Here is a 23,819-nt window from a genome sequence, read left to right on the forward strand (position 1 = left end):
GCTAACAATCTTTCTAATTCCCGACTCATTTTTGCAATTGCACAATATTTAGTATCTAAAAAAAATAAGTTCATTTAGATACCACTTAGCTGAGAAATTGCCAACACGAGTATCTGCTTTAATTTTGAACAATGAGGTTTTTGGTATGAAACAACCGCTCTATTTTTTCACTCTCGCTTTCTGCGTCGCCTTAACGATCTCCTCCCATCAAAAAGCTGATGCGGCTGGAATTGTCGGGAATGGAACCGCTGCAAGTTGTACTGAAGCTGCTTTAGATACTGCTTTAGTTGGCGGTGGGACTGTAACCTTTAATTGTGGCTCCAGTCCGCATACGATTGTAGTTAAAGAAAAGGTACTTTCCGCTAATACGGTAATCGATGGACGAAGTGTAGTGACTCTCAGCGGAAATGGAACTAATCGGATTTTATCCACTGATAGTCTCGTTCAACTGACACTTAAAAACCTCACCATTGCTAATGGTTTTAGTACCGAAAATGGCGGCGGTATTTATAGTGGCTATAGAGGTAAGTTAGTAGTGCTTAACTGTATCTTTAATAACAATAAATCAACGAAGCCAGGAGAGGCTGGAGGCGGTGCAATCTATAGTAAGAGTGAAAGTACAATTATTATAGATAAAAGCACTTTTACAGGAAACCAAGCTAGCCTCGGCGGTGCAATCTATGACTTGCTCAGCGATTTAACCGTAACTAACAGTACTTTCACGGCAAATAGCGCTGGAATTGTCGCTCCTGGTGGGGCGGGTGGTGCCATTTATAATGATGGTGCTAATGGCAATCTTGGCAAAATTATCCTGCGGAATAACACCTTCACAAACAATACTGCCACCAATCAAGGTGGTGCTTTCTTTAACCAACTTTATAACAACAATACGACAGTAATCGAAAACAATACCTTTTCTGGGAACAGCGTTACGGGGACTGGGGATAAAGGATTTGGCGGTGCTATTTTTGTAGTTGGTGGCACTACGACTGCTCCTAATTACAGTGCTGGGACAAACAGCACTGTTTTTGTGGTGAGAAATACTACTTTTTCTAGCAACATTTCTGCTAATCAGGGCGGGGGGCTTTGGACTGGAAATGACGTAAGCGCAGAAGTTACTAATACTACTTTTTCAGGCAATCGAGCGGTGACTCCAGACGCGAAGGGAGGTCTGGGCGGTGCAATTATGAGAACTAGTGGCAAGATGACCATCAATAATGCCACGATTGCTAACAATTATGCTGGGTTTATGGGCGCTGGTATTTTTGGCGGCAAAACAGATGTAACGGTGAAGAATACAATTATCGCTAACAATAAGGCGGATAATGGGGGGAATACCTGGAATATTAAACAGAATTGCTCTGACGAAATGATCGACGGCGGCAACAATATCCAATTTCCCGCCAAAAACCCGAACGATCCCAGCGACAAAAACTGCACGGTTGGCATCACTATTGTTAATCCAAAGCTAGGTGCGCTTTCTGCGACTGGTGGTTTGACTCAGACTCTACCACTATTAGCAGGTAGTCCAGCGATTAATACAGGAAACAATGCGACTTGCTTGGCAACCGATCAACGGGGTGTTGCCAGACCGCAAGGTGGTGTTTGTGATATCGGAGCATTTGAAGCAAAATAATCAGATCGGTAATTGGTAATGGGATCTAATTTACCAATTACCGATTTTTTTTTAAACTATCTGTTGCCCAGAGCAAACAAGAAGAAGAAAAAGCGTTTTTTTCTTCTTCTTGTTTTTGGCTCCTGTATTTTTATGTATAAGCTTTGACATTTGGGGATGTTTGCTGAGTAGTCAGCTCAATAAGTGCAAGACTAGGAGATAGTTAAAGGTACGGGTCTTCTCTAGTCAAGATTATGCTAGATACGCTGGATTTGGATCTTTGTCTCGATAAAAATACTTATGAGTCTCAGATTGAGACGCTAATGCGTCAAATGCGATCGCTCCAAAAGGCTTGCTGGGACAAAAAGCTACCCATGATTGTGGTGCTGGAAGGTTGGGCGGCGGCGGGGAAAGGTGCTTTAGTCAAGAAAATGGTCAATTACATGGACCCGCGAGGTTTTACGGTTCACCCGATTTGGCCTCCCAACGAGCAAGAGCAACAATACCCCTTTTTGTGGCGCTTCTGGCGGAGACTGCCAGTAAAGGGCAGTATTGGGATTTTTTATCACAGCTGGTACACCCATGTTTTAGAAGACCGACTGTTTGAACGAATCGAGGACTCAAAAATCCCAACGGTGATGGCGGAGATTAACGCCTTTGAGCGGCAACTGGTGGATGATGGAAATGCGATCGCTAAATTCTGGATTCATCTAAGCCGCAAAGAATTAAAGCACCGGCTAAAAGAATATGCCAAAGATCCGTTAGACTCCTGGCGAGTGCGTCCGGAAGACTGGAAACAAGAGAAACACTACGGCAAATATGTAGATTATGCCGAGGAAATGCTCGTCCAAACCAGCACTGGCTCCGCCCCCTGGACATTAGTTGAGGGCAACTGCCAACGCTGGGCGCAGGTAAAAGTCCTCACCCAGCTCGCTGCCACCCTCACAGAAGCCCTCGACCGACTCCACATTCGGACGCCAATTCTCCCCCCAGCATCCCCTCAAGAACGCCTCAACCCAGCAGAACCGGATCTTTTAGCTCAAGTCGATCTCAATCTCGCTCTCTCCAAGGATGAGTACAAAAAGCAGTTACGCGACGCACAAGTAGAACTGCTGAAACTTCAGATGAAGATTCACAAACATCAGGTGCCCGTCCTGGTGCTGTTTGAAGGCTGGGATGCTGCCGGTAAAGGAGGAGCCATCAAACGCTTAACCGATGTTCTCGACCCCCGCAGTTATGCCGTTCATCCCTTCGCAGCACCTACGGATGAAGAGAAAGCCCATCACTACCTCTGGCGGTTCTGGCGGTGGTTGCCAACAGCAGGGACAATTGCCATTGATGACCGCAGCTGGTACGGACGAGTGTTAGTAGAGCGCATTGAAGGCTTTGCCACAGAACTGGAATGGCGCAGAGCCTACCAGGAAATCAATGAGTTTGAGAGCCAACTCACTAATGCTGGCTACGTTTTGGTCAAGTTCTGGCTGCATATTAGTCCTGAAGAACAGTATCAGCGGTTCACAGTGCGTCAGAATGACCCCTTTAAACAATACAAACTCACCGCCGAAGATTGGCGAAATCGGGACAATTGGGCTTTCTATGAGGTGGCAGTCAATCAAGCGATTCAGCGTACTAGCACTCCTAACGCTCCCTGGACAATTGTTGCCGCGAATGATAAATACTATGCCCGTGTTAAGGTAATTCAAACCGTAACCGAGGCGATTCGAGCCGAATTGAAACGTCGATAAGAGCTAATCGGTAATCGGTGGTAAATAGTCATTAGTCAATTACCCGTTACCCATTACCCATTACCCATTAGCAATTACCTACTATGTTTTTACTACTAACGCGAGTTCTGCTGTGGCTGCTGATTGGCACTTTAGTCTACTTTTTGTTGGTGCGATGGATTCCCAAACAATATCTAGCTTGGTTGGGCGGGCTGCTGTTATTTGTCATCATGGTGATGGCGTTTTACAACCCCAACGAGAGGCTGGTGGCAAGTGCCTGGAACATTCTCTCCTTTCCGCTCAAACCGCTGGGGTTGTCGATTATGCTTTTGTTTTTCGCCATCGGCGGGGTGAAAAAGGGAGGGATAGCAGGCGTAGCTTGGAACCAACTTAGGATAGCCTTCATAGTTTTGCTGTTGTCCAGTTTGCCAATTGTTGCCTACTGGATGGCTCAGCAAGCGGAACTGGAGGCGATTCAACTGGAACAACGACGCCAGCTAATTTGCCAAACTCAATGTCCTGCTGATATTACGCCAACCGGATCTCAAATTGTGGGAGCAATTGTGGTGCTGGGACGAGGGACGACACAACCAAATCTTCCCTACCGGACGCAGATTCAATTGACTGATACGGGCGATCGCATTCTATACGCCGCTCAGCTGTATCAAGAACAGCTACAAAACGGCAATGACCCCTTGATAATTGTCAGTGCAGGACCCAGAGCGGAGCTGACAGGAAATCAAGATAGTATCACCGAGGCTAACGATGTCGCTACGCTGCTCGTCAGGATAGGCGTGCCCCGAAACCGGATTGTGATTGAACCTCGTGGAGTTGACCTCCGCACCAGCGCGGTCAGGGTTGAGGAAATCTTGAGGCAGCGCGGTATTCGATCGCGCCGCATTATCCTCGTTACTTCCGGTTTAAATATTCGCCGTGCCAACCTATCATTTGCAAATTTGGGCGTCACGGTCATTCCCAGAGCCACAGATTTTTATACATTTCAAACGGGGGCAGTGCCCTCCCGACGCCTCCGCATTACAGATTTTGTTCCCAGTGTGGAAGCGCTAGTCACGACAACGCGAGTGGTAGAAGAATATCTCACCTTCATCTACTACTTCTTACGCGGCTGGTTGACACCCCTCGTTTTATAGAAGCAGTACGAGCAACAATTCGTCTACGATGGTTGAGGGTTGGGTGTTAGGCTAGAGCCTCTTGCAGGTTGCAAGGAAGTTTTATTGCCTGTCGCCTTTTCTCTGTCCGTGCTTCGCACCGCAACGCTTGACAGTCCTCAATCCTCAATCCTCAATCCTCAATCCTCAATCCTCAATCCTCAGTCCTCAATCCTCAGTCCTCAGTCCTCAGTCCTCAGTCCTCAGTCCTCAATCCTCAGTCCTCAATCCTCAATCCTCAGTCCTCAATCCTCACAGAATGGCTCACTCTCGACTGCAAAAATTGGGTGCTTATCTGCGTCCCCACTGGCGGCAGGCTACCTTAGGCGTCATCGCTCTGTTTGTTGTGAATGCAGTGGGCGTTTATATCCCTTTGCTGATTCGAGATAGCGTTGACGAACTCCGCCAAGCGTTCGACTTCGCTCAAATCTGGCACTATGTAGCGCTGATCCTGATTCTGGCTTCGGCGATGTGGGTAGTGCGGATGGTGTCGCGCATCCTGCTGTTTGGAGTCGGGCGACAAGTAGAATTTGACCTGAAACAAAAGATTTTTCAGCATCTACTCACCCTGGAACCGGCTTATTTTGCTAGCAACACAGCGGGAGATTTGATTAACCGGGCGACTAGCGATGTGGATAATATCCGGCGTCTCCTGGGATTTGCTGTGTTGAGTTTGGCGAATACGATTTTTGCCTACGGACTGACATTGCCGGTGATGCTGTCGATTAATTTGCGGCTGAGTTTGCTGGCGATCGCAGTCTATCCGTTTATGCTAATCTCTGTGCAGCTGTTTAGCGATCGCCTGCGGAACGAACAGCTGGCGTTGCAAGAGGAACTCTCCAGCGTCAGCGAACTGATTCAAGAGGATATGAGCGGGATCGCTCTGATCAAAATCTATGCTCAGGAGGAGAACGAGCGCCGCGCCTTCTCTCGGTTAAACAACCGCCTGTTGCAAGCAAATATCAAATTGGCGAAGACGAGAAATACCTTGTTTCCCATCATTCAAGGGATGGCTTTTATCAGCTTACTGATATTGCTATGGGTAGGAGCGCGGTCAATTGTGGCGGGTGCAATCACGATTGGCGATTTTCTGGCGCTGATTCTATATACCGAACGATTGGTTTTCCCCACCGCTTTACTAGGTTTTACGATTACTGCCTACCAACGGGGTGAGGTGAGTATCGACCGAATTGAATCGATTCTCATGGTAGAAGCCAAAATTAAAGATGCCCCGACGGCAATTGCATTGCCAGTTGAACAGGTAAGAGGTAAGTTAACGGCACGTTCGCTGAGTTATACCTTTCCGGGAGCCGCAACTCCCGCGCTTAAGAATGTTAGCTTTACCATTGAACCAGGGGAAACCGTGGCGATTGTAGGGCCAATTGGCTCCGGCAAATCGACGCTTGCCAATGCCTTGCCGCGATTAGTGGATATTCCGAGCGAGACTTTGTTCGTAGATGGCAATGATATTACGCAGATCAAATTGCCCGATTTGCGGGGAGCGATCGCTTATGTCCCTCAAGACAGCTTTCTGTTCAGCACCACCATCAAAAACAACATTTGCTACGGCAATCCTCTGAGCGAACAGCCAGAGATTATGAATGCTGCCAAGCAAGCGCAAATTCACCCAGAAATTCTCAATTTCCCCCAACAATACGAAACCATTGTGGGAGAGCGAGGTATCACCCTCTCAGGCGGACAGCGACAGCGGACTGCTCTCGCCCGTGCGTTGCTGATGGATTCCCCGATTCTAATTTTGGATGACGCTCTCTCCAGCGTCGATAATCAAACTGCCACAGCCATTTTGAATAATCTCTCGGAAGGCATCCAGCGCAAAACGGTTATTTTTATCTCCCACCAACTCTCTGCCGCTGCGACTGCCGATCGGATTTTTGTGATGGATCGAGGTCAGATCGTGCAGTCTGGTACTCATGCCGAACTTTTGCAACAACCTGGACTTTACCGTTCGCTTTGGAATCAGCACGAGCTAAAGGAAATCCTCAGCTAAGTCAATCTAAGGTTGGCTTGGCGGTTGAAACCGCAGCTATACAGACTCGCACCTGCCTTCTCCGGTTCAAAACTGATGATTTTTCCTTAGTCCGCGCTAGGCGGACTTAGTGTATAAATGCGAAGCAACTTCTGCCCCCCTTCTTCTTGAAGGGGGGTAAGGGGGGTTGGCGTAGCCGCGACTTCCAGTCGCCAGGGCTTAAGTTGAGTGCCATGTCCCTACTCAAAGGTGAGAAGAGCTTAGTGCAACCAGCCCCAATTCAAGCTTTGGACTTTCGAGGTAGCAGCTTTTTGACTTTTATTTGGACTTGTTTTTACCTTTAAACCCTTAATTAGCTGTTCGTTGTCATCAACGATCAGAATGTCTTCCAGCGCCTCATTGATTTCACCCGCGTTTGGAGCGGCAGCGATGCGCTGAGATAAACTGGCTAATTCAGTATCGAGAATGTCTTGTGCTTCCGCGTCATTTTTTGCCTTGGCGAGTTTAACTTGCAAATTTCCTAGTCCATCTCGCAGGACGAGAGTTTCTGAGGAATTTGGCAGATTTTTAACTAACTGAGCGATCGCTACTTGGGTTTCTTGAGCCAATGCAACTTGATTCGCCGAGTTGGATGGCACTTCGGAAACGCTGGGTGTAAAAAACATTAAAGCCGAAACTAGCAGACAATTAACGCACATTTTCCGATTCCTCCTCAAATAAAGCGGCTCTTAGAGTTAGCTATTTGAGGTTCATTTTACCCATACTTTTTAAAATGCCAGCACTGAAGTGATATGATTGCCCTACTCAATCGGTTCTGGTGGGGAGCAGCCACCAGAGGCAACGGGGAAAGTTCGGTGTAGAGCCGTCGCTGTCCCGCAGCTGTAATGAGATCGGTCGTTATGGTCTCAGAGCCAGAATACCCGCCGCGAGAAATTAATTTGCGAAATCTGCGAGGTACAGAATATGTCTAAAGATAGACGCTATGCTTTCTTGAATCTACTACTAAGCCGAGCGGTCATTGCATTTTTTGTTTTAATTAGCACTTTGCTATGTGCCCAACGTGCGATCGCTCACCATGCGACGGGTGGCAAGACGCCGTCTAATTTCTTTGAAGGATTCCTTTCAGGGCTAGCCCACCCCTTGCTTGGACTGGATCATTTTGCGTTTGTGGTGGCGATTGGATTACTGGCGGTTGGGCAAGTACGAGGCGCATTTATCCCCGCAGGGTTTGTGTCGGCAGCACTGGCGGGAACTGGGATTCATTTACTCAAGCTAGATTTACCGGCATCTGAGATAGCGATCGCCGGTTCCGTCATTGTCTTTGGCGCGCTGCTGGTGACGCCAAATAAACCAAACTGGCTGATTCTGACAGCGCTGGGAGCGATCGCTGGTTTATTTCACGGCTACGCTTATGGCGAGGCAATCGTCGGTGCTGGCATGACGCCGCTAGTTGCTTACCTTCTGGGTTTTACTTTAATTCAGTATGGCGTTGCCTTAGTTGCCTTGCTGATTGGCAGTGCAGTGAGCCGGAAATCTGCCACCCAACCTTTATCCTGGCAGCGATTTGCCGGTTTGGTTATCTGCTCGATTGGAGTGGTTTTCTTGGGTAATTCTATCCTCAGTTAATTTTATTTCGGGCAAAGACGCAAAGTTTTTCTTAGCGTCTTTGCCCGAAATTTAACCGAAAATCATCCTGATTGGGCAACACCAAAGTTTAACTGTGAAACGGTATAGTTACCAGAGGCAGAAACCCCAATATTATCCAATGCCAAGACCATAAACTTGATGAAGCTGACTCTTCTGGCACAGCCAGAAGTGCATCTATACGCTCCTGCAAACGGTTTCGAGGGGCAACCGAGCTGAACGCCGCACAGAAACTTTCAGACTGTACTGGCGGGGCACTCACCACCAACAGCAGTGATTCCGCCAACAACAAAGGGTCTACTTGTTGCGCCGCCCAACGATCCGCACGTAGTTCGCGCAATAATAAAAGTTCTTGCCATAAAGCTTCTGTATTTGGCAACCAAGCTGTTATCCGGCGCACCCAACCGAGCCAGAAAAACCAAAACGTATCCCGATAATAGTAATGCGCTTGCTCGTGGGCGAGAACTGCCTCCAGATGATCTCGATCGAGGGTTTGTAACAAACCCTGGCTGACGACTAATTCAGGCTGCCAGAAACCAATCTGGGCACTAAATAGAACGCTGGCATTGAGAAGGCGGCTTTGTCTACCTTCAAGCTCGATTTGGGGATAAGTGCGTGTCTGTTGCACGGCAAGCCATCCCTCACTTGCCAGCTTCAGACATAAAATTCCGGCAACGCCTAAAAATACCCAGGCAAGAGAGTAACTGAACCATCCGGCTTGCAGTCCTCCCATTTTTCCGTTGGCACCCATACAAATGAGAGCGATCGCTGTCACGATCAATAGCAGCGGTGGAAACAAAAATAATCCAAAGGCTCGTTGCCAGCGTTGCGTCCAATTTCCAGATGGATCTGATCTTGTGCATCTCAGACACCACGCCAATCCTAACGCCGTCATAATCATCGCTAGATGCATTATTTTCCCTCCTCTCTCGCTTTGCGTGCGGATTGAAGACGAAGCGCGATCGCTTCTATTTGCTCTACGCTAGCGCTGTCCAGGCTATCTGCAAAGGCGGCGACGACATCCGGGTTCCCCACTGCCAGAAACTGGTGTAACTGTTCGTGAGCTTTAATGACTTGCGCTTCTTCCCGCGAAACTAAGGGTTGCCAGCAGAAGCTACGTTCTTGTTTATCGCAAGCCAGCCAACCTTTCTGGGTCAGGCGACGCAGCACCGTTGTTACTGAAGTATAAGCTAACTCCCGATCTGGGTCAGCCAGAATGCGATCGTGTACATCCTTAACCGTGGCAGAACCGAGTTCCCAGACGATATTTAAAATCTCCGCTTCCAAAGGGCCAAGGGAAAGTTGTTTGGGACGGTAGTTAGGTAGAGGAACCATACATCTAAACTTTATGCCTTGTGCAATCTTTGAATAGCTTACACTCCAAACTTGAACAAGAGTGCAAGTTTGACAGCTTGTCTTTTGACGCCGACTGCGACTCAACTCAAAATGATTGGCGTATCCGTGCTTTCTAAACGTCTATGTTATGAGTCGCCTTTCCCGCATTATTATCATCTTCAGCATTGTAGTGGCACTGCTGAATTCGCCACCGATGGCTCAAGCTCAGGCATTACAAATCATGCCAACGGCGAGTACCTATACAGCTCAAATGAGTGCTGAGGACTTCTTCAAGCGCGGAGTTTACAAGGTATTGAGCGGAGATTACAGTGAAGCGATCGCGGATTTAACCCAAGCAATTCGTCTCAATCCCGATAATGCTCAAGCTTACACGAATCAAGGTCTTGCCCGCGCTGCCGCTGGAGATACGCAAGGAGCGATCGCTGACTTTAGCCAAGCAATTTAGATCGATCCCAGCCTTGCTTTAGCTTACTATAACCGGGGTTTTGTCCGCTCCCAACTACAAGATTATCAGGGAGCAGTAGAAGACTTTAACCAAGCGATTCAACTCAATCCTCAGGATGGCGACGCCTATCACTGTCGATGTCTCGTCCACTACACGCTGGGAGACAAGCAGGGAGTAAGGGAGGATTTTGAGAAAGCCGCCGATCTCTACTTACAACAAGGTAAGCGAGAGCAATATCAAAGTTTACTCCAAGTGCTTAAAGAGCTTCATTCGTCAACCCATTTTCCGGTTTCTTAATCATTTGTTGCATTGAATCATCAATGCGATCGCTAAACCTCGAATCAATTTAACAGAGATCAAATAAAAAAGTTAGAGGAACCCCTTTTTAACTTAACTTTTGTCAGGAGAAAATATCGTGAGTAAACAAGTATTATTCAATAGCTTTTTGATAGCGAATACTGTAGCATTATTCGTTGCACATCCAGTTCTAGCTGAAGTTACGCAAGTCACTAACATTCGGTTAAATCCAACACCCAGCGGCATTCAGGTAATTTTAGAAACTACGGGTGGCACGCCTTCTCAAATTTTGACATCCAGCGATAACGATATCTTTGTCGCTAACATCATAAATGCTCAGTTGCGTTTACCTTCTGGTAATCGTTTCTATCAGAATAACCCTACTGATGCAATTACTGCTGTATCTGTTACTCCTTTGGATTCTAATAGTATTCAGGTAGTCATAATTGGAAAAGCCGGGATTCCGGCAGGAGAGTTTACTCAAAGTAATTCCGCGCTTATTTTCAACTTAAATGCTACTACTAATGCTATAGCGTCTGAGCCTGACAACGAGGCGGATGAAACGCCTGAAGCAGTTGAATCGAGTGAAGTGACAAATGAGCCAGAAGTTCAAGTAGGAACAAATGAGGAAATTAAATTATTCGTGACAGGAAAGAGAGAAATTTTCCCGGAAACGTCTACTCCCGTATATACAATTAATCAAGAACAAATTCAAAAGCAAGGCGCTAATAGTGCAGCAGAAGTATTGAGAGGACTCCCTGGATTTGCCATTAACGATGCTGGTTTTGGCGCAGATATTCATACGGGTACTTACTACAGAGGACATTCAATTAATCAGTCTGTTTTTCTCCTCAATGGCAGACCTATCAACACGAATATTAATACTTATCATGGTGCTACCGACCTCAATAGCATTCCAGTAGAAGCAATTGAACAAGTGGAATTATCCAGCGGCACCAGTTCTACTTTATATGGTTCGGAAGCCTTTGGAGGAGTTGTTAATATCATCACCAAACAGGGGCAAGAAGTTCCTATACTCAATGGTTTAGTGGAATATGGCTCTTTCAATCAATCTAACTATCGGATTAGTTACGGGGGTTCTGCGGACAATCTAAGATTTAATCTTGGCTATGAAGAGTACAAGGCAGATAACCGTTATGCTGTCCCGAAAGGTGCAGCAAATCGGGATTCTGAAGGTCTTTTATTTAATGGAGATACCGCAACTAGCAACTACTTCGGCGGGATTGCACTAGATTTAGGTTCTAGAAATACCCTTAGTTTAGATGCTTCCAAAATTAGCAGCCGTCGGGGGTTACTTTATTTTGGTTTTCCTCTGCAAACAGACAGATTAGACCACGATGCTTTTAATATTGGTTTATCTTGGAAGACCTTGCTAGGAGAAGGTGAAGATTCTGTTCTAAGAACTACACTTTCGTACAATCAAGATTACTTTAACACGTATGGCCCGACTCAAAATATCTTCTACCGGACTGGTAACCTGAATTCCCAAGCTCTCAATGCTAGGGTAGAGCATCAGTGGCAAACATCTCCTCGCAATACTCTAACCTGGGGGTTAGATGTGCAAAATAGCTACTTAAATGGGGATATTTTAAGTACAGCACCTAATCAGCTTGCCCTTAACGAAACTGAAAATAGAGATAGGTTTCATACAGCAATATTCGCCTTAAATACTTGGAAGATAAGTGACTCATTACAGGCAGATTTTGGTCTGAGACAAAACTTTAATAGTGACTTTGGGAGTTATTTGAATCCCAGTGTCGGGGCACGGTGGGCTATTACTCCAGCGGTGGCTGTGCGGGGCAGTTGGGCTTCAGTGCAGCGCAATCCTGGATTAGATCAATTGTATGTTTTTGATACGGTTCATAATTGGTTGCCAAACCCGGATCTAAATCCAGAAACCGGATCTTCTTGGACGGCTGGAGTCGATATCCAATTTTTAGAAAATTTGACAGGACAGTTTACCTATTTCGGCAGTCGTTTAAACGATCGCCTCGGAGTTCTATCAGGACGCTGGGCGAATATTGGTTTGGTTAATACAAATGGTTTAGAGGCGGCACTGCGGTGGCAAATGACTCCGCAATGGTCAACTTTCCTCAACTATACTTATACAGATGCGCGAATTGAGACAGGCTTGGAGAAGGGATTTCAATTAGGTTTAATTCCTTATTCAGTAGGACAATTCGGTATCGGTTATGCTAGTGGAGGATGGCAGTTGAATCTATTTGCAAGTTACCACGGTGGGGCACGAAGAGCTTTCTTTAATAATCCTGGTGAGAGTAACCAAGATTTTTCACCGTCTTTCTTAAATTTGGATTTGAGCGGTCGGATTCCGATTACTAAAAATTTTGGTATTACAGTGAATTTAGAAAATTTGGCTGATGTAAGGTACGAGAAAGCCAATCGAATTTATCACCCCGGTTTAACTTTACGAGTTGGTTTACAGTCCAATTTCTGAAAATTTTGGATGGAGTAAGAGTAAAATTTTACTGCTTGTTGTCAGAGCGATCGCTCTGACAAGGGACTTTTAACGCAGCTGCATAGCTGTCACCTTCAAGATTTTCGCAGCTTAATGACAATTATTGACAATAATTCCTTTTGCAGCTATATTCAAAGATTATCAATACGTTACTAAAAATAGTGTTGATAACACAGGCTGTAGAAGATGGCTTCAAAGGAGAGCAAACCTATGTGCAGGTAGTGGTTTGAGAAGTTGTTTGTGGTAAGTTGAGAAACTGTTCTTAGTTACCTAGTTAAAAAATATTGTCAATATAAGATTTTATTGAGGAGTAATCTGGTGAAGCGTCGAAAGTTTGTGTTTTTAATGGGACTAGCAACTGCGAGTGGTGGGTTAGCGATCGCCTGTTCTGACAACCAGAGTGCCACTACTCCCAATGCAACCTCCCCAACCAGCAGCCCTGCCAGTACAACTGCCAGTCCAACTGCCGCCAGCGGCCCATTGGAAAAAGAACTGGTGGTCTACTCAGGTCGCGAAGAGAAACTGGTTAGCGACCTGATTAAACAGTTTGAACAGGAAACTGGGACGAAAGTACAAGTCCGCTATGGCGACACCGCTGAGTTAGCAGCAGCCATTCTGGAAGAAGGCAAAAATAGTCCGGCTGACGTTTTCTTTGCCCAAGATGCCGGGGCACTCGGAGCAATGCAAAAGGCAGGTAGGGCATCTCAGTTGCCAGCGTCACTGCTCAATCGGGTAGAAAGCCGCTACCGCTCACCCGATGGGAAGTGGGTAGGAATCACGGGTCGAGTGCGGACAGTAGACTACAACACCCAATTAGTCAAGGCAGCAGATTTACCCGAATCAATCTCTGGCTTTACCGATCCAAAGTGGAAAGGAAAAATTGGTTGGGCACCCACGAATGGCTCTTTCCAGTCCTTTGTCACCGCTCTGCGCGTCTCACAAGGGGATGAGAAAGCCAAACAATGGCTAGAAGGCATTAAAGCCAACAACCCCAAAACTTATCCCAAAAATGCGGCAATTGTGGAAGCCCTATCCCGTGGAGAAATTGAGGTTGGATTTGTCAATCACTATTACCTGGAAAAGTTCAAGCAAGAAAATCCCCAAGCTCCCGTGGATCATCACTTCACCAATGATGTTGGTTCCCTGGTTAACGTGGCGGGCGTGGCAATTTTAGATGGTGCAAAACATCCCAATATTGCCCAGAAGTTTGTGGAATTCATGTTGGCTCAGGATGCTCAGAAATACTTTGCAACCAAGACTTATGAGTATCCACTGGCTTCGGGAATTGCTCCGGCGGGGAACTTAAAAGCACTCAATGGGATTCCCAGCCAAGCGACTGCCATTGACTTGAGCAATCTGAACGACTTGGATGCAACGTTGAAGCTTTTGCAGGAAACACAGGTAATCTAAGCCGTTTTTAAGCAGGTATGGGGAATTTGAAATTAAAAAGAAGTTTTGCTAACTCAAAACTCATAACTCTCATGAACCATGACTATAGCAATCACAAATAAGTTGTAAAATTCTCTTTCCTCAGTTTCCTCTGTGGTTGGTTGATTTTCACAAATTAAATAAGACTGCTATAACATTCAAAAGTGATGTTTATCTCCACCGTTTTGCTGAGCGATTGATGGTTAATTAAAACGTCGATGAATTGATTGGAGAAAGCAGCTCGACCCCCTTTATTTCTGACTTTAACCGCAGCGGCAGTAGCGATCGCGATCGCTCTGCCTCTGACTTATTTGGTCATCCGCACGGCTGGTGTAGGCGGGGAAGCGTTCTGGGAATTAATTTTCCGTGCGCGAACTCTCACCATTTTGCTCAACAGTGCAGCGATGGCGGCAATTGTGACCCTGTGTTCGGCATTGATTGCCGTGCCACTGGCGTTTTTAACCGTGCGAACCGATTTACCCGGACGCCGATTTTGGCTGATAGCCACTACCTTACCCTTGGCAGTTCCCAGCTATGTAGGGAGTTTTACGCTGATTGCCACCTTTGGGCCACGAGGTAGTTTGTTGCAGTTGTTGTTGGAACCTTTGGGGGTGCAGGAATTACCTTCCATTTACGGTTGGCCTGGGGTGATTTTAGCACTTACCTTATTTACCTATCCTTATTTGCTGTTGAGCGTGCGTTCTGGATTGCAAGGGATTGACCCAACCTTGGAGGAAGCCGCCCGGAGTTTAGGTCAAAGCGGTCAATCTACTTTCTTTCGCGTCATCTTGCCGCAGTTACGCCCGTCATTGGTTGCTGGGGGTTTATTGGTGGCTTTGTACTCGCTGCGGGACTTTGGAACGCCGTCGCTGATGCGGTTTGATGCGTTTACGCGAGCGATTTTTTTGCAGTATAAGGCAAGTTTTAACCGCAATTCGGCAGCGGCTTTGGCGTTGGTATTGGTGGGACTGGTGCTGTTGATTTTGTGGTTAGAGTATCGGGCGCGATCGCGTGCGGCATACTACAGTCGCGGCTCCACCTCCCAGCGACCCCCTAAAGTCGTGCCACTGGGTCGTTGGAAGTGGCCTGCGGTGGCTTTTTGCGCGGTCGTGACGGCGATCGCTTTAGTGCTTCCTGTTGGCATCACCGTGTTCTGGCTGATTCGCGGACTCCATAACGGCTACAGCCTTCCGAATCTGGTACCGGCTGCACTCAATTCCATCTTGGCGTCAGGAATTACAGCAGGTGTCGCCACTTTTTTTGCCTTACCTGTCGCAATTTTATCGGTGCGGTTTCCTGGGCGAATCACCTCCATGATTGAACGCTGTTCTTACATTGGCTTTGGTTTGCCTGGAATTGTGGTGGCGCTGTCACTGGTATTTTTTGGGGCGAACTACTTGCCACAGTTGTATCAAACTTTGCCTATGTTGGTGTTTGCCTATCTTGTTTTGTTTCTGCCCCAGTCGGTGGGAACTGTGCGGAGTTCGCTTTTACAGGTGAATCCGCAGCTGGAAGAATCGGCGCGGAGTTTGGGCAGAACTTCCTGGCAAACCCTCAGAGAAGTTACGCTTCCTCTGGTGCGTCCCGGCGTCATTGCTGGCGCAATGTTGGTGTTTCTCACAGCAATTAAAGAATTACCCGCTACCCTGCTGCTAGCACCGATTGGGTTTGAAACCCTGGCTGTAAAGATTTGGAAAGCCACGGAAAATGTTGAGTTTGCTGAGGCAGCAACTGGCTCCCTATTCATGCTGTTAGTTTCGATTGGCTCGACTTTATTACTGTTATCTCAAGAGCGTGTAAGGAGCTATAGCAATCGGAAATGATTTGTAAGAGGTTTTTTTAACGAACCGCCAAGGACGCTAAGGACGCCAAGAGAGAGAAGGCAGAGAATTTTATGAATTGCTTAAGATTGCCATAGAGTTTTATAAAATTATTTGTCATCCCAAAAAGATATTTGATCAAACTGCCCCTTTTAAGTTTTAAATTTTGAATTTTGAGTTATGCAACCACAGGCAATTTTACGCTTACAGAATGTAACAAAGCAGTTTATTCAAAATACAATTCCTGCTGTTGAAGATGTAACATTGACTTTGCATCCAGGGGATTTGTTGGGATTGCTGGGGCCATCTGGCTGCGGTAAAACTACCTTGTTGCGGCTGATTGCCGGTTTTGAACGACCTTACAGAGGAAGTGTGGAGATTGCGGGACGAATGGTTGCAGATTCTCGTTGTTGGGTGCCGCCAGAGCATCGGGACGTGGGAATTGTCTTTCAAGATTATGCCCTGTTTCCTCACCTGAGTGTGGCGGAGAATGTGGCTTTTGGGTTGCAACAGTTGAGTAAACAGCAGGTAAAGGAACGCACGGCAGATGCGATCGCCCTCGTCAGTCTGCAAGGATTAGAAAAGCGTTACCCTCACGAACTCTCTGGCGGTCAGCAGCAACGGGTTGCCCTCGCCCGTGCCTTAGCGCCGCGACCAAAGCTGGTTCTCTTAGATGAACCTCTGAGCAATCTTGATATCCAAGTGCGTTTGAGGTTGCGCGAAGAAGTGCGAGACATTCTTAAGGCAATCGGCACTTCGGCAATTTTTGTCACCCACGACCAGGAAGAAGCACTTGCCATTTCTGACTGGGTCGGTGTTATGCGTCAAGGACATTTAGAGCAATTGGGCACGCCGGAAGAAATCTACACCCACCCCACCTCGCGGTTTGTTGCCGAATTTGTCACCCAAGCGAACTTCCTTCCCGCCCAACGCCAAGGCGATATGTGGGAAACAGAAGTCGGTTGTTTTGATGTCGCAATTAACCGACGGCAAGACCCCATTTCTAGCCTTACCGGCGAACTAATGATTCGCCAGGAAGACTTGATCCTACAGCCATCTCCTGATGCACCCGTTATCATCCGAACCCGACGCTTTTTAGGGCGCGAGTACCGATATTGTCTCCAAACTCCCTCTGGCAAGGAACTGCACGCTCGCACGATGACTGACACTGCCTTGCCGGTGGGAATGCGAGTGCAGCTATCGATTGCCGGTGATACTGTTCGAGTTTTCCCCAGTTAAAAGTGGGCATTGCCCTAATCCGGTTCTCTTAACACATTGCATCCAACACACATCTTCAGGACTTACGCAACATCACCACATCTGGGGGGCAACCACAGAGGGATTGCCCCTACAAAACGCTATATATATAAGCTTTGCGTAAGTCCTGATCTTACACCAGTTGCAATAACCCGCCAGAGATTTTTTTAATCTCTAGCTAATAGCCAAAGTCCTCTTGCATAGGACTTGTATGCTGACTAGATGAAAATTTCAGTCTATTTTAATAGACTTTTGCTATTAGCCAAGAAATTTATTTCTTGGCGGGTTTCGAGGCTGACCCTTGAATGGTGCAAGATGTCAGATTCAACACATTTGATCCCCTTTAAAAAGGGGGGGAATTGCTCATAGCCCCCTTTTTAAGGGGGTTGGGGGATCTCCAAATAAAACGTCTGAAAGCAACTTAGTCTCAACAGCGACGCAAGCGAGTGAGTAGCAGCACAATTTCGTCCGTCGCCTGCCGTATTATCGGGGCAGATTGGTCGGATTGATTGACGAGAATGCTAAAAACAATCGTTTGATACTCTGGGTGACTCATATACCCAGATAGAGAAACGACTCCACTCATGGTTCCTGTCTTCGCTTGCACAATGCCTTGGGCTGGGGTATTTTGAAAGCGACTTTTCAAAGTGCCGCTGACACCCGCAACAGGTAGAGAGGCGCGATAAATTGCTGCTTCTTTAGTTTGCGCGATCGCTTCGAGAGTTTGCACCAGTGCTTTTGGACTCACTAAGTTGTGACGAGACAACCCCGAACCATCAGCCATCACGTAACTATTGGGATCGATTCCTAATTCAGTTAAAGCCTGTTTAACAGCAGCCAACCCCATTGCAGCAGAATTCTGTGAAGACGGGGTTTCCTCGCCCTTACTGGTGGCACCCAGGGTTCGCAATAAAGCTTCTGCATAGAGATTATTACTGTTCTGATTCGTCTCCACCAACAGAGTCTCCAACGGTGGCGACTCCACAGCAGCTAATTCCCGTTCGTCCCCGCTTTCTTTGCCAGATCCCACCTGTGACTGTGCTACAGGAATCCCCGCAATTACTAAAGCACGTCGGAAGTGCTGCAAAAAATACTTGGCGGGATCGAGAACTGCCACACCCAAGGATGCAGGTTCGGCATCCGCAGGCAGCTGACCTTTAATTTGCAAGACTGGTTTCCCCAGTACAGCGCTAACTTCAATCGATGCTGGTGATTTCGCTTCAGATGTCACCGCATTATTTTCAATTCGCCATTGCGCGATCGCTATAGGATCGATCCAAGCGGTTTGTAGAGGTTGCCCAGGCGATCGCGGTGATAGGGTCAGCACGGTGGCATTTTGATTCAAAATTAAACTATTAACGGGTGCCCCATAAGGTGCTTGAAGGTCTCCCCATTCCCAACTGGGATTTATTGCCTGTCCTTGAAAGTAATCATCCTCGACAATTAGCTGCTGCACCTGACTAATTCCCTGGCGCTTTAGCTGTTGTGCCAAACTTCTGATCTGGGTATCGCTGAAACTGGGATCGCCTCGTCCCACAACGCGCAATTCCCCACCATTTGTGCCATAAACAGAAGTGCGAATCCGAAATTGAGAACCTAATTTGTTTAAAGCAGCTGCTGTTGTCAGCAGCTTCGTATTCGATGCGGGGATAAAGTAACGCTCTGGTTCGCGGCTGTAGAGGTTGCGTTCTGGCAGTTTTGAATTTGTAGATAATGGTTCTATTAAAATTCCCCAACGAGTGCGGGAAAATTCCGGACGGTTGGTAACAGCATCAATCGCGTTTCCTAGTTGGGCGGGACAAATCAACGCAGAAGATTGAGGCTTTTGGGCTTGAGAAACCTGCGTTGAATTAATCGAACTCTTCGGAGAAACAGCGGGATTATTTGCCTTCGCCTCTTCCTGCCAGAATAGCAATTGTGTTAGGAGCAACAGGAAGCTAAGGCATTTACTGATTTTAGTAATTTTTAAGAATAAGTAGGGGCGCGGGGAAAATCTAAAACTAGCAGGACTTACGCAAAGCTTATACCTATAGCATTTTGTAGGCGCAATCCCCCTGTGGTTGCCCCCAGATGCGGTGATGTTGCCTAAGTCCTGAATAGATAAACTTGTTTTTTTAAAACTACAGGTTTTTTTATACTGGGATGAACTGATACTTTCTTTGAACAACCTACTTACCATTCAGATTTTTCCAAATGAAACTGCTTCAGCAATAAAAATATTACCTTAGATAGGTGCAAAAGCACAAATTGGTTTAGCAATAAAAATATTTCTAATGGTAGAGCTGATTCACTCGGAACAAGTGAATAAAATACAGAATAATCATAGCTTTTTTGTATTTACAACCGTAAAAAATAGGTAATTATAATCATGGCACTTCAAGAGCGCGATTTTGATAAAAGCAATCGCCGTACAGAGGCACCCCGTCGGAACAATGGTAGTAAATATTTTTTGATGGCTCTAGTGAGCGTACTTTCGACGTTGGGTTTAGTGGCTGCTGGCTGGTGGCGGTATCAGCGAATGCAAGTAGAAGATGCGATGCGATCGCTCCCGCAGAAATTCCAGTGACGACCGCTAGCCCAACTGTCAGTTGCTACTGACTCACGATCCATTACCCCTTACCAAAACGGTATGAGCAATTTTTTATCTGGCATCGCAGTTGTACTTTCGATTTTGGCTATTATTGGCAGTGGCTTCAGTGCCTATCAAGTTTTTGAACTGCGGGAGGAACTCAACGCTAGAGCTAATTCAAAAAGCGGTTCGACGCCTATCGGAGAGCCAACATCTAGCCCAACACCAGATGCAGACAGCACTCCCGCAGTCAGCCCCACCAGCGCCGCCTCTCCAGTGCCTACTACTACTGCTGAGGCGACCAGCACCAACCCCAAAATTCAACCAGGACAGTTTGTGCAACCGGCTTTCAACACCAAGGCGCAAGTAGAGTTACTCTCGGTAAGGCGAGTTGCAGATCCAGAAACTGGTTCGCGGAATGTCGTGAATGTGCAATTTCGGATGCGACGGGTTGCAAGTCCGACAGATCCAGATAGAGACGTTTTAGTGCCATCTGCGATCGCTGCCCGCAATCCGAATACGAACGAGACTTACAAAGCGGTTTCTCCTAAACGTGCGACCCCTGCGGTGGATTTTGGCAGTATTGGACAAGGTGCCTCAGCCGATGCCTATGTTTGGCTACAAGTTCCGCAGGGAATCAATACGTTAGACATTTATATTCCCAATACACAGCCATTTAAAGGCGTGCCGGTTTCTAATTAATTTGGCGAGCGTAAATGCAAGGTTCGGATAAGATGGTTCGTTAAACAGCATTGAATTGTAGAGACGCGATGCATCGCGTCTCTAAGCAGCGAAAATTATTGCGTCTTTTTACTAAAAAAACTGTATTGAGTCCTATTGGGTTTATCAGAGATTTTTTTGAACAAATCGCCTTGGCAAAGCCATGCACGTCAACGCTATACAACGCAGCAGACAAGGGAGAAAGGGAAAGAAGAGGATTTTATAAATTACCGATATAAATTTTTAAAGTCAAGACAAAAACTTAGGATAAAACAATGATAATAAGCAATACGCCTAAAAATACAAACTTGCATCTCACTTCCACAAAATCACCACCCGAATTAGGGTTGGTATGCATTACGGTGTCTGACAAAGTGCGTTACCGCGCCTTGACGCGCAAACGACTATTGCAGCTAGCAACAGCGGAACAGCAGCAAGTTTTGCGAGAATTATATATTGACAACTTGCAACGCCTGAATAATGCGCTAGATTTCTGCGTAGAAAATAATCTCAGGCTTTACCGAGTGACTTCTGCGTTGTTTCCCTTTGCGGATACCGATTTGGGTGAGGCGGTGCTGGAGGAGTTTAGGGAACAGGTGAAAGCAACAGGCGATCGCGCAACGGTTCTTGGCATCCGATTAGTGGTACACCCAGATCAGTTCGTTGTCCTCAGTTCCGATACACCCTCTGTCATTGAGAACAGTATCAAGATTCTCCAGATGCACGCCCAGAATATGGATTTATTGGGGCAACCGCGATCGCCTTGGGCGATGATAGAGATACATGGTGGTAAGGGCGATCGCGCTGAGCGACTGATCCAAGTCATCCGCGATTTACCCGATGAAATTCGCTTAAGATTAGCGCTAGAAAACGACGAATACGCCTATAGTGCAGCAGAAATTCTCGCTGTTTGCCGCGAAACTAGCGTGCCAATGGTCTTTGACGCCCACCACCATGTCATTCACGAAAAGCTGGACAGCTACGAACACCCCAGCGTCGCCCAGATGAAGGCAGCGGCGCGGACTACTTGGCCCGTGCCAGAATGGCAGCTAGTCCATATCTCCAACGGGCGGGAATCGTTTGGCGATCCGCATCATAGCGATTTTATCACCGTGATGCCCAGTGCCTACTGCAACGTTCCCTGGATTGAGGTAGAAGCGAAACTGAAGGAAGAAGCGATCGCTAAATTGCGAGAAGAATGGTCGCCTGTCTTCGGTACCGCACCCCTGCCCAAACCACTAGAAGAAAAGCCACTGGACAAGGTTACTCAACCGAAAACTCAGCAAAAAAAACGCACTTCTAAGAAAGTTGAACAACCCAAGGACAAAGTTTTGAGTTCAAACTTGGACGATGAGTAATATTCCTTGGCGTACCTTTGCGTTGAATATTACAACTTATTTTTTAACGCAAAAGTTCGCAATGGTAATCGCCAAGGTTCGCAAAGGGATGTTGGGTGTGTTTCCAGTTGCCACGATCTAGAAGGCAATTTAGTCTTTTGTTTTTAAAATTTTTCTTTTTCTGCTGGATCGGATGGTTGTAAGGAAGGTCGCTCTATAGGGCTAGAATCACCTGTTGTTGTTGAACTTATAAAACGACCTGTTTGTGCATCATAAGTTACTGTCTGTGTAGCATTTTTAAAGAAACCTCCCCTAGTTTCTATTCCATCTGGAAAAGCTGCTTTCACTACCCATACCATCCGCTCGGTTGAGACATCATGCAAACGAGCATTCCGAAAAGTTTCTTTTTCATGCTCTCCCCAAGGCTTCAAATCTGCGGAAATTAACCGAGCATTTTTTTGCAGTGTTCCAATTGCCTGTTCTCTAGTAATAAAACGGTCTATTGGCAAATTATTATTTCCAGGAAGGGTAGGAATTGGATTGTCATTGTAAGGTTGTGGTTTATTAAGGTCTACAGGTGCAGGAACAGGATGTGGTAGTGCAGGTAAGTTTTGATTACTTGGCACTTGTCCCACAGCTTGTTGCATAGACCAGTTAAGTTTTATCGTGATTGAACTAATAACACCTGCAACTAAGACAAAAAAGCTGAGTCTAATCCCTAATTGTTTTGTTAACTTCATACAACAATCCTCTTATATTTTTTCTGTAACTAAGGATGACTATAACGAATTAGATTAGTGCTGTTAGAACTATTATATGAAAAACTTGATGACCAGTTTAGATTGTTGGAATCTCCATTTACAGCCATAGTAGACAAGTGCCAAATATCATTAGTATCTTTGAGCTGCCAATTTGAAGCAAAAGTGCCACTTAAAAAAGATGAAGTAGTTTCATTCGTTTCAATTCCCACTTGTACATATTTAGACGATGAATAAGGCACAGGACTGATAGTCAATACTCTCGCATAATCAGAATAAACAACCCATGTATTAGAACCAATATATGTAATTGAAAAGTTGTGTGTACCAGTAGGGTTTTGAGACCCATACGCTACTTCATGATACTCATATTGATTAGCTGAGCTATTATATAGTTTGTAAGCTACAAAATGTCCTTGCCAATATGATTTGTTTGAAGAACCAGGATTAGGTGTTTGAAGACTGTTGGATACGGGACCTTTTGTAGCTCCAGTTTCAATCCACTCGTTGTCATTCAAGAAAACCCACATTTCTTTGTTAATAAAACCAATACTTTTGTTAGTAGATGGAGCAATCAAATCTTCTTGACCGTATGTAGAAGAGAAAAATGCTCCACGAGTAGTTATAGTTCTATATTGATATGTGTAAGCACGAGGATTGAGTAAAGTTGCTGATACAGTTGGGCTATTTGTAAAACATATCAAGCTAGAAATAATGGCTAGCGATATTCTTTTACAAATTTTTTTATGAATTTTTGTGCCTGTTAACCAATTTTTTATCTAACTTGACTGGCATTAATTTAGCCTAATTACTTAGAACGGATATACTACTTTTAAGATTTTAGCACCCCCTTCAGATAATAAGTGCCGCAAAAAGTGTACCTTGGCAGAATATATTAGAAATATGGGTGCAATCATCTGGTCTATAGTTCGCACCGTTCCTGTCGCACCGTTCCTGCCATGAGTAGTCCCATCGCACCAAATAGGATACTGCCTAAGAAAATAAGCGGCAAAAATAGCAGCAGATGCCAGCCGGAGTACAATCCCTACAAGACCGATACAATGCCAGTAAGAGTGCCTACGATCGCGCTTTCTCCCCTGTTGAGGGTGAAATTTACGCCTTGGGCAACCGAGCGCTCACCATAGAATTTCCACAACTCGTACGCGACTAGCGCCATCGGTTCGGTATTGAATCTA

Annotated in this window: 21 protein-coding genes and 1 riboswitch; of the genes, 15 read left to right on the forward strand and 6 right to left on the reverse strand. The window is 46.2% G+C overall.

Features of this window, described 5'->3' with window-relative positions; genetic code table 11:
- Window positions 1–145 precede the first annotated feature (145 nt).
- The 4 genes from ACFW2W_RS21210 (at window position 146) to ACFW2W_RS21225 (ending at window position 6,516) form a co-directional block, all read left to right on the forward strand.
- Window positions 146–1,636, forward strand: a complete 1,491-nt coding sequence (locus ACFW2W_RS21210) for a choice-of-anchor Q domain-containing protein (RefSeq protein ID WP_378182829.1) — start codon at window positions 146–148, stop codon at window positions 1,634–1,636.
- 233 nt (window positions 1,637–1,869) lie between these two features.
- Window positions 1,870–3,360, forward strand: a complete 1,491-nt coding sequence (gene pap / locus ACFW2W_RS21215) for a polyphosphate:AMP phosphotransferase (protein WP_378182832.1) — start codon at window positions 1,870–1,872, stop codon at window positions 3,358–3,360.
- A gap of 83 nt (window positions 3,361–3,443) precedes the next feature.
- Window positions 3,444–4,490 (forward strand): YdcF family protein, encoded by a 1,047-nt coding sequence (locus ACFW2W_RS21220; RefSeq protein WP_378182835.1) that lies wholly within the window; start codon window positions 3,444–3,446, stop codon window positions 4,488–4,490.
- Window positions 4,491–4,767: 277 nt separating this feature from the next.
- Entirely contained in the window at window positions 4,768–6,516 is a 1,749-nt protein-coding gene (locus tag ACFW2W_RS21225; RefSeq protein ID WP_378183056.1) for an ABC transporter ATP-binding protein, read from the forward strand.
- 239 nt (window positions 6,517–6,755) lie between these two features.
- Here ACFW2W_RS21225 and ACFW2W_RS21230 read toward each other — a convergent pair whose 3' ends face one another.
- On the reverse strand, window positions 6,756–7,193 hold the full coding sequence (locus tag ACFW2W_RS21230; protein ID WP_378182838.1) for a hypothetical protein: 438 nt from the start codon (window positions 7,191–7,193) through the stop codon (window positions 6,756–6,758).
- 94 nt (window positions 7,194–7,287) lie between these two features.
- Window positions 7,288–7,438, forward strand: a riboswitch (cobalamin riboswitch).
- A gap of 20 nt (window positions 7,439–7,458) precedes the next feature.
- Between ACFW2W_RS21230 and ACFW2W_RS21235 the strand changes: the two genes are divergently transcribed.
- Window positions 7,459–8,121: a HupE/UreJ family protein gene (locus tag ACFW2W_RS21235; protein WP_378182840.1), complete on the forward strand. Its 663-nt coding sequence runs from the start codon at window positions 7,459–7,461 to the stop codon at window positions 8,119–8,121.
- 88 nt (window positions 8,122–8,209) lie between these two features.
- Here ACFW2W_RS21235 and ACFW2W_RS21240 read toward each other — a convergent pair whose 3' ends face one another.
- Both ACFW2W_RS21240 and ACFW2W_RS21245 read right to left on the reverse strand, forming a co-directional pair.
- Window positions 8,210–9,052, reverse strand: a complete 843-nt coding sequence (locus ACFW2W_RS21240) for a M56 family metallopeptidase (protein ID WP_378182842.1) — start codon at window positions 9,050–9,052, stop codon at window positions 8,210–8,212.
- Entirely contained in the window at window positions 9,052–9,474 is a 423-nt protein-coding gene (locus tag ACFW2W_RS21245) for a BlaI/MecI/CopY family transcriptional regulator (protein WP_378182845.1), read from the reverse strand. The genes ACFW2W_RS21240 and ACFW2W_RS21245 overlap by 1 nt, the downstream gene beginning before the upstream one ends.
- A gap of 148 nt (window positions 9,475–9,622) precedes the next feature.
- Here ACFW2W_RS21245 and ACFW2W_RS21250 point away from each other — a divergent pair, with 148 nt between their 5' ends.
- The 6 genes from ACFW2W_RS21250 (at window position 9,623) to ACFW2W_RS21275 (ending at window position 17,221) form a co-directional block, all read left to right on the forward strand.
- The gene (locus tag ACFW2W_RS21250) at window positions 9,623–9,940 is read left to right on the forward strand and encodes a tetratricopeptide repeat protein (RefSeq protein ID WP_378182848.1); all 318 of its coding nucleotides are present in this window, start codon (window positions 9,623–9,625) and stop codon (window positions 9,938–9,940) included.
- The gene (locus tag ACFW2W_RS21255; RefSeq protein ID WP_378183058.1) at window positions 9,941–10,237 is read left to right on the forward strand and encodes a tetratricopeptide repeat protein; all 297 of its coding nucleotides are present in this window, start codon (window positions 9,941–9,943) and stop codon (window positions 10,235–10,237) included.
- 118 nt (window positions 10,238–10,355) lie between these two features.
- On the forward strand, window positions 10,356–12,713 hold the full coding sequence (locus ACFW2W_RS21260) for a TonB-dependent receptor domain-containing protein (protein WP_378182851.1): 2,358 nt from the start codon (window positions 10,356–10,358) through the stop codon (window positions 12,711–12,713).
- A gap of 339 nt (window positions 12,714–13,052) precedes the next feature.
- Window positions 13,053–14,144 carry an iron ABC transporter substrate-binding protein gene (locus tag ACFW2W_RS21265; RefSeq protein ID WP_378182854.1) on the forward strand — a complete coding sequence of 364 codons (1,092 nt, stop codon included), beginning with the start codon at window positions 13,053–13,055 and terminating at the stop codon, window positions 14,142–14,144.
- Between the two features lie 245 nt (window positions 14,145–14,389).
- The gene (locus ACFW2W_RS21270; protein ID WP_378182857.1) at window positions 14,390–15,985 is read left to right on the forward strand and encodes an ABC transporter permease; all 1,596 of its coding nucleotides are present in this window, start codon (window positions 14,390–14,392) and stop codon (window positions 15,983–15,985) included.
- A 177-nt stretch (window positions 15,986–16,162) separates the two neighbouring features.
- Window positions 16,163–17,221, forward strand: a complete 1,059-nt coding sequence (locus ACFW2W_RS21275; RefSeq protein WP_378182860.1) for an ABC transporter ATP-binding protein — start codon at window positions 16,163–16,165, stop codon at window positions 17,219–17,221.
- Between the two features lie 445 nt (window positions 17,222–17,666).
- Here ACFW2W_RS21275 and dacB read toward each other — a convergent pair whose 3' ends face one another.
- On the reverse strand, window positions 17,667–19,169 hold the full coding sequence (gene dacB, locus ACFW2W_RS21280; protein ID WP_378182863.1) for a D-alanyl-D-alanine carboxypeptidase/D-alanyl-D-alanine-endopeptidase: 1,503 nt from the start codon (window positions 19,167–19,169) through the stop codon (window positions 17,667–17,669).
- 438 nt (window positions 19,170–19,607) lie between these two features.
- Between dacB and ACFW2W_RS21285 the strand changes: the two genes are divergently transcribed.
- The 3 genes from ACFW2W_RS21285 (at window position 19,608) to uvsE (ending at window position 21,886) form a co-directional block, all read left to right on the forward strand.
- The gene (locus ACFW2W_RS21285; RefSeq protein WP_378182866.1) at window positions 19,608–19,805 is read left to right on the forward strand and encodes a hypothetical protein; all 198 of its coding nucleotides are present in this window, start codon (window positions 19,608–19,610) and stop codon (window positions 19,803–19,805) included.
- A gap of 63 nt (window positions 19,806–19,868) precedes the next feature.
- Window positions 19,869–20,510, forward strand: coding sequence for a hypothetical protein (locus ACFW2W_RS21290; RefSeq protein WP_378182869.1), 642 nt, complete (start codon window positions 19,869–19,871; stop codon window positions 20,508–20,510).
- Window positions 20,511–20,803: 293 nt separating this feature from the next.
- Complete coding sequence (uvsE, locus tag ACFW2W_RS21295; protein ID WP_378182872.1) at window positions 20,804–21,886, forward strand: UV DNA damage repair endonuclease UvsE; 1,083 nt, start codon at window positions 20,804–20,806, stop codon at window positions 21,884–21,886.
- Window positions 21,887–22,029: 143 nt separating this feature from the next.
- Here uvsE and ACFW2W_RS21300 read toward each other — a convergent pair whose 3' ends face one another.
- Together ACFW2W_RS21300 and ACFW2W_RS21305 are read right to left on the reverse strand one after the other, a co-directional pair.
- A complete protein-coding gene (locus ACFW2W_RS21300; protein ID WP_378182875.1) occupies window positions 22,030–22,605 on the reverse strand; it encodes a hypothetical protein in 576 nt (191 codons plus the stop codon).
- A 29-nt stretch (window positions 22,606–22,634) separates the two neighbouring features.
- On the reverse strand, window positions 22,635–23,327 hold the full coding sequence (locus tag ACFW2W_RS21305) for a hypothetical protein (protein ID WP_378182878.1): 693 nt from the start codon (window positions 23,325–23,327) through the stop codon (window positions 22,635–22,637).
- A 320-nt stretch (window positions 23,328–23,647) separates the two neighbouring features.
- On the opposite strand from ACFW2W_RS21305, the gene ACFW2W_RS21310 reads away from it, so the two are divergent.
- The gene (locus ACFW2W_RS21310; protein ID WP_378182881.1) at window positions 23,648–23,794 is read left to right on the forward strand and encodes a hypothetical protein; all 147 of its coding nucleotides are present in this window, start codon (window positions 23,648–23,650) and stop codon (window positions 23,792–23,794) included.
- Window positions 23,795–23,819: the final 25 nt, after the last annotated feature.

This window comes from Coleofasciculus sp. H7-2 (assembly GCF_042747725.1).
Taxonomy (GTDB): domain Bacteria; phylum Cyanobacteriota; class Cyanobacteriia; order Cyanobacteriales; family FACHB-T130; genus FACHB-T130.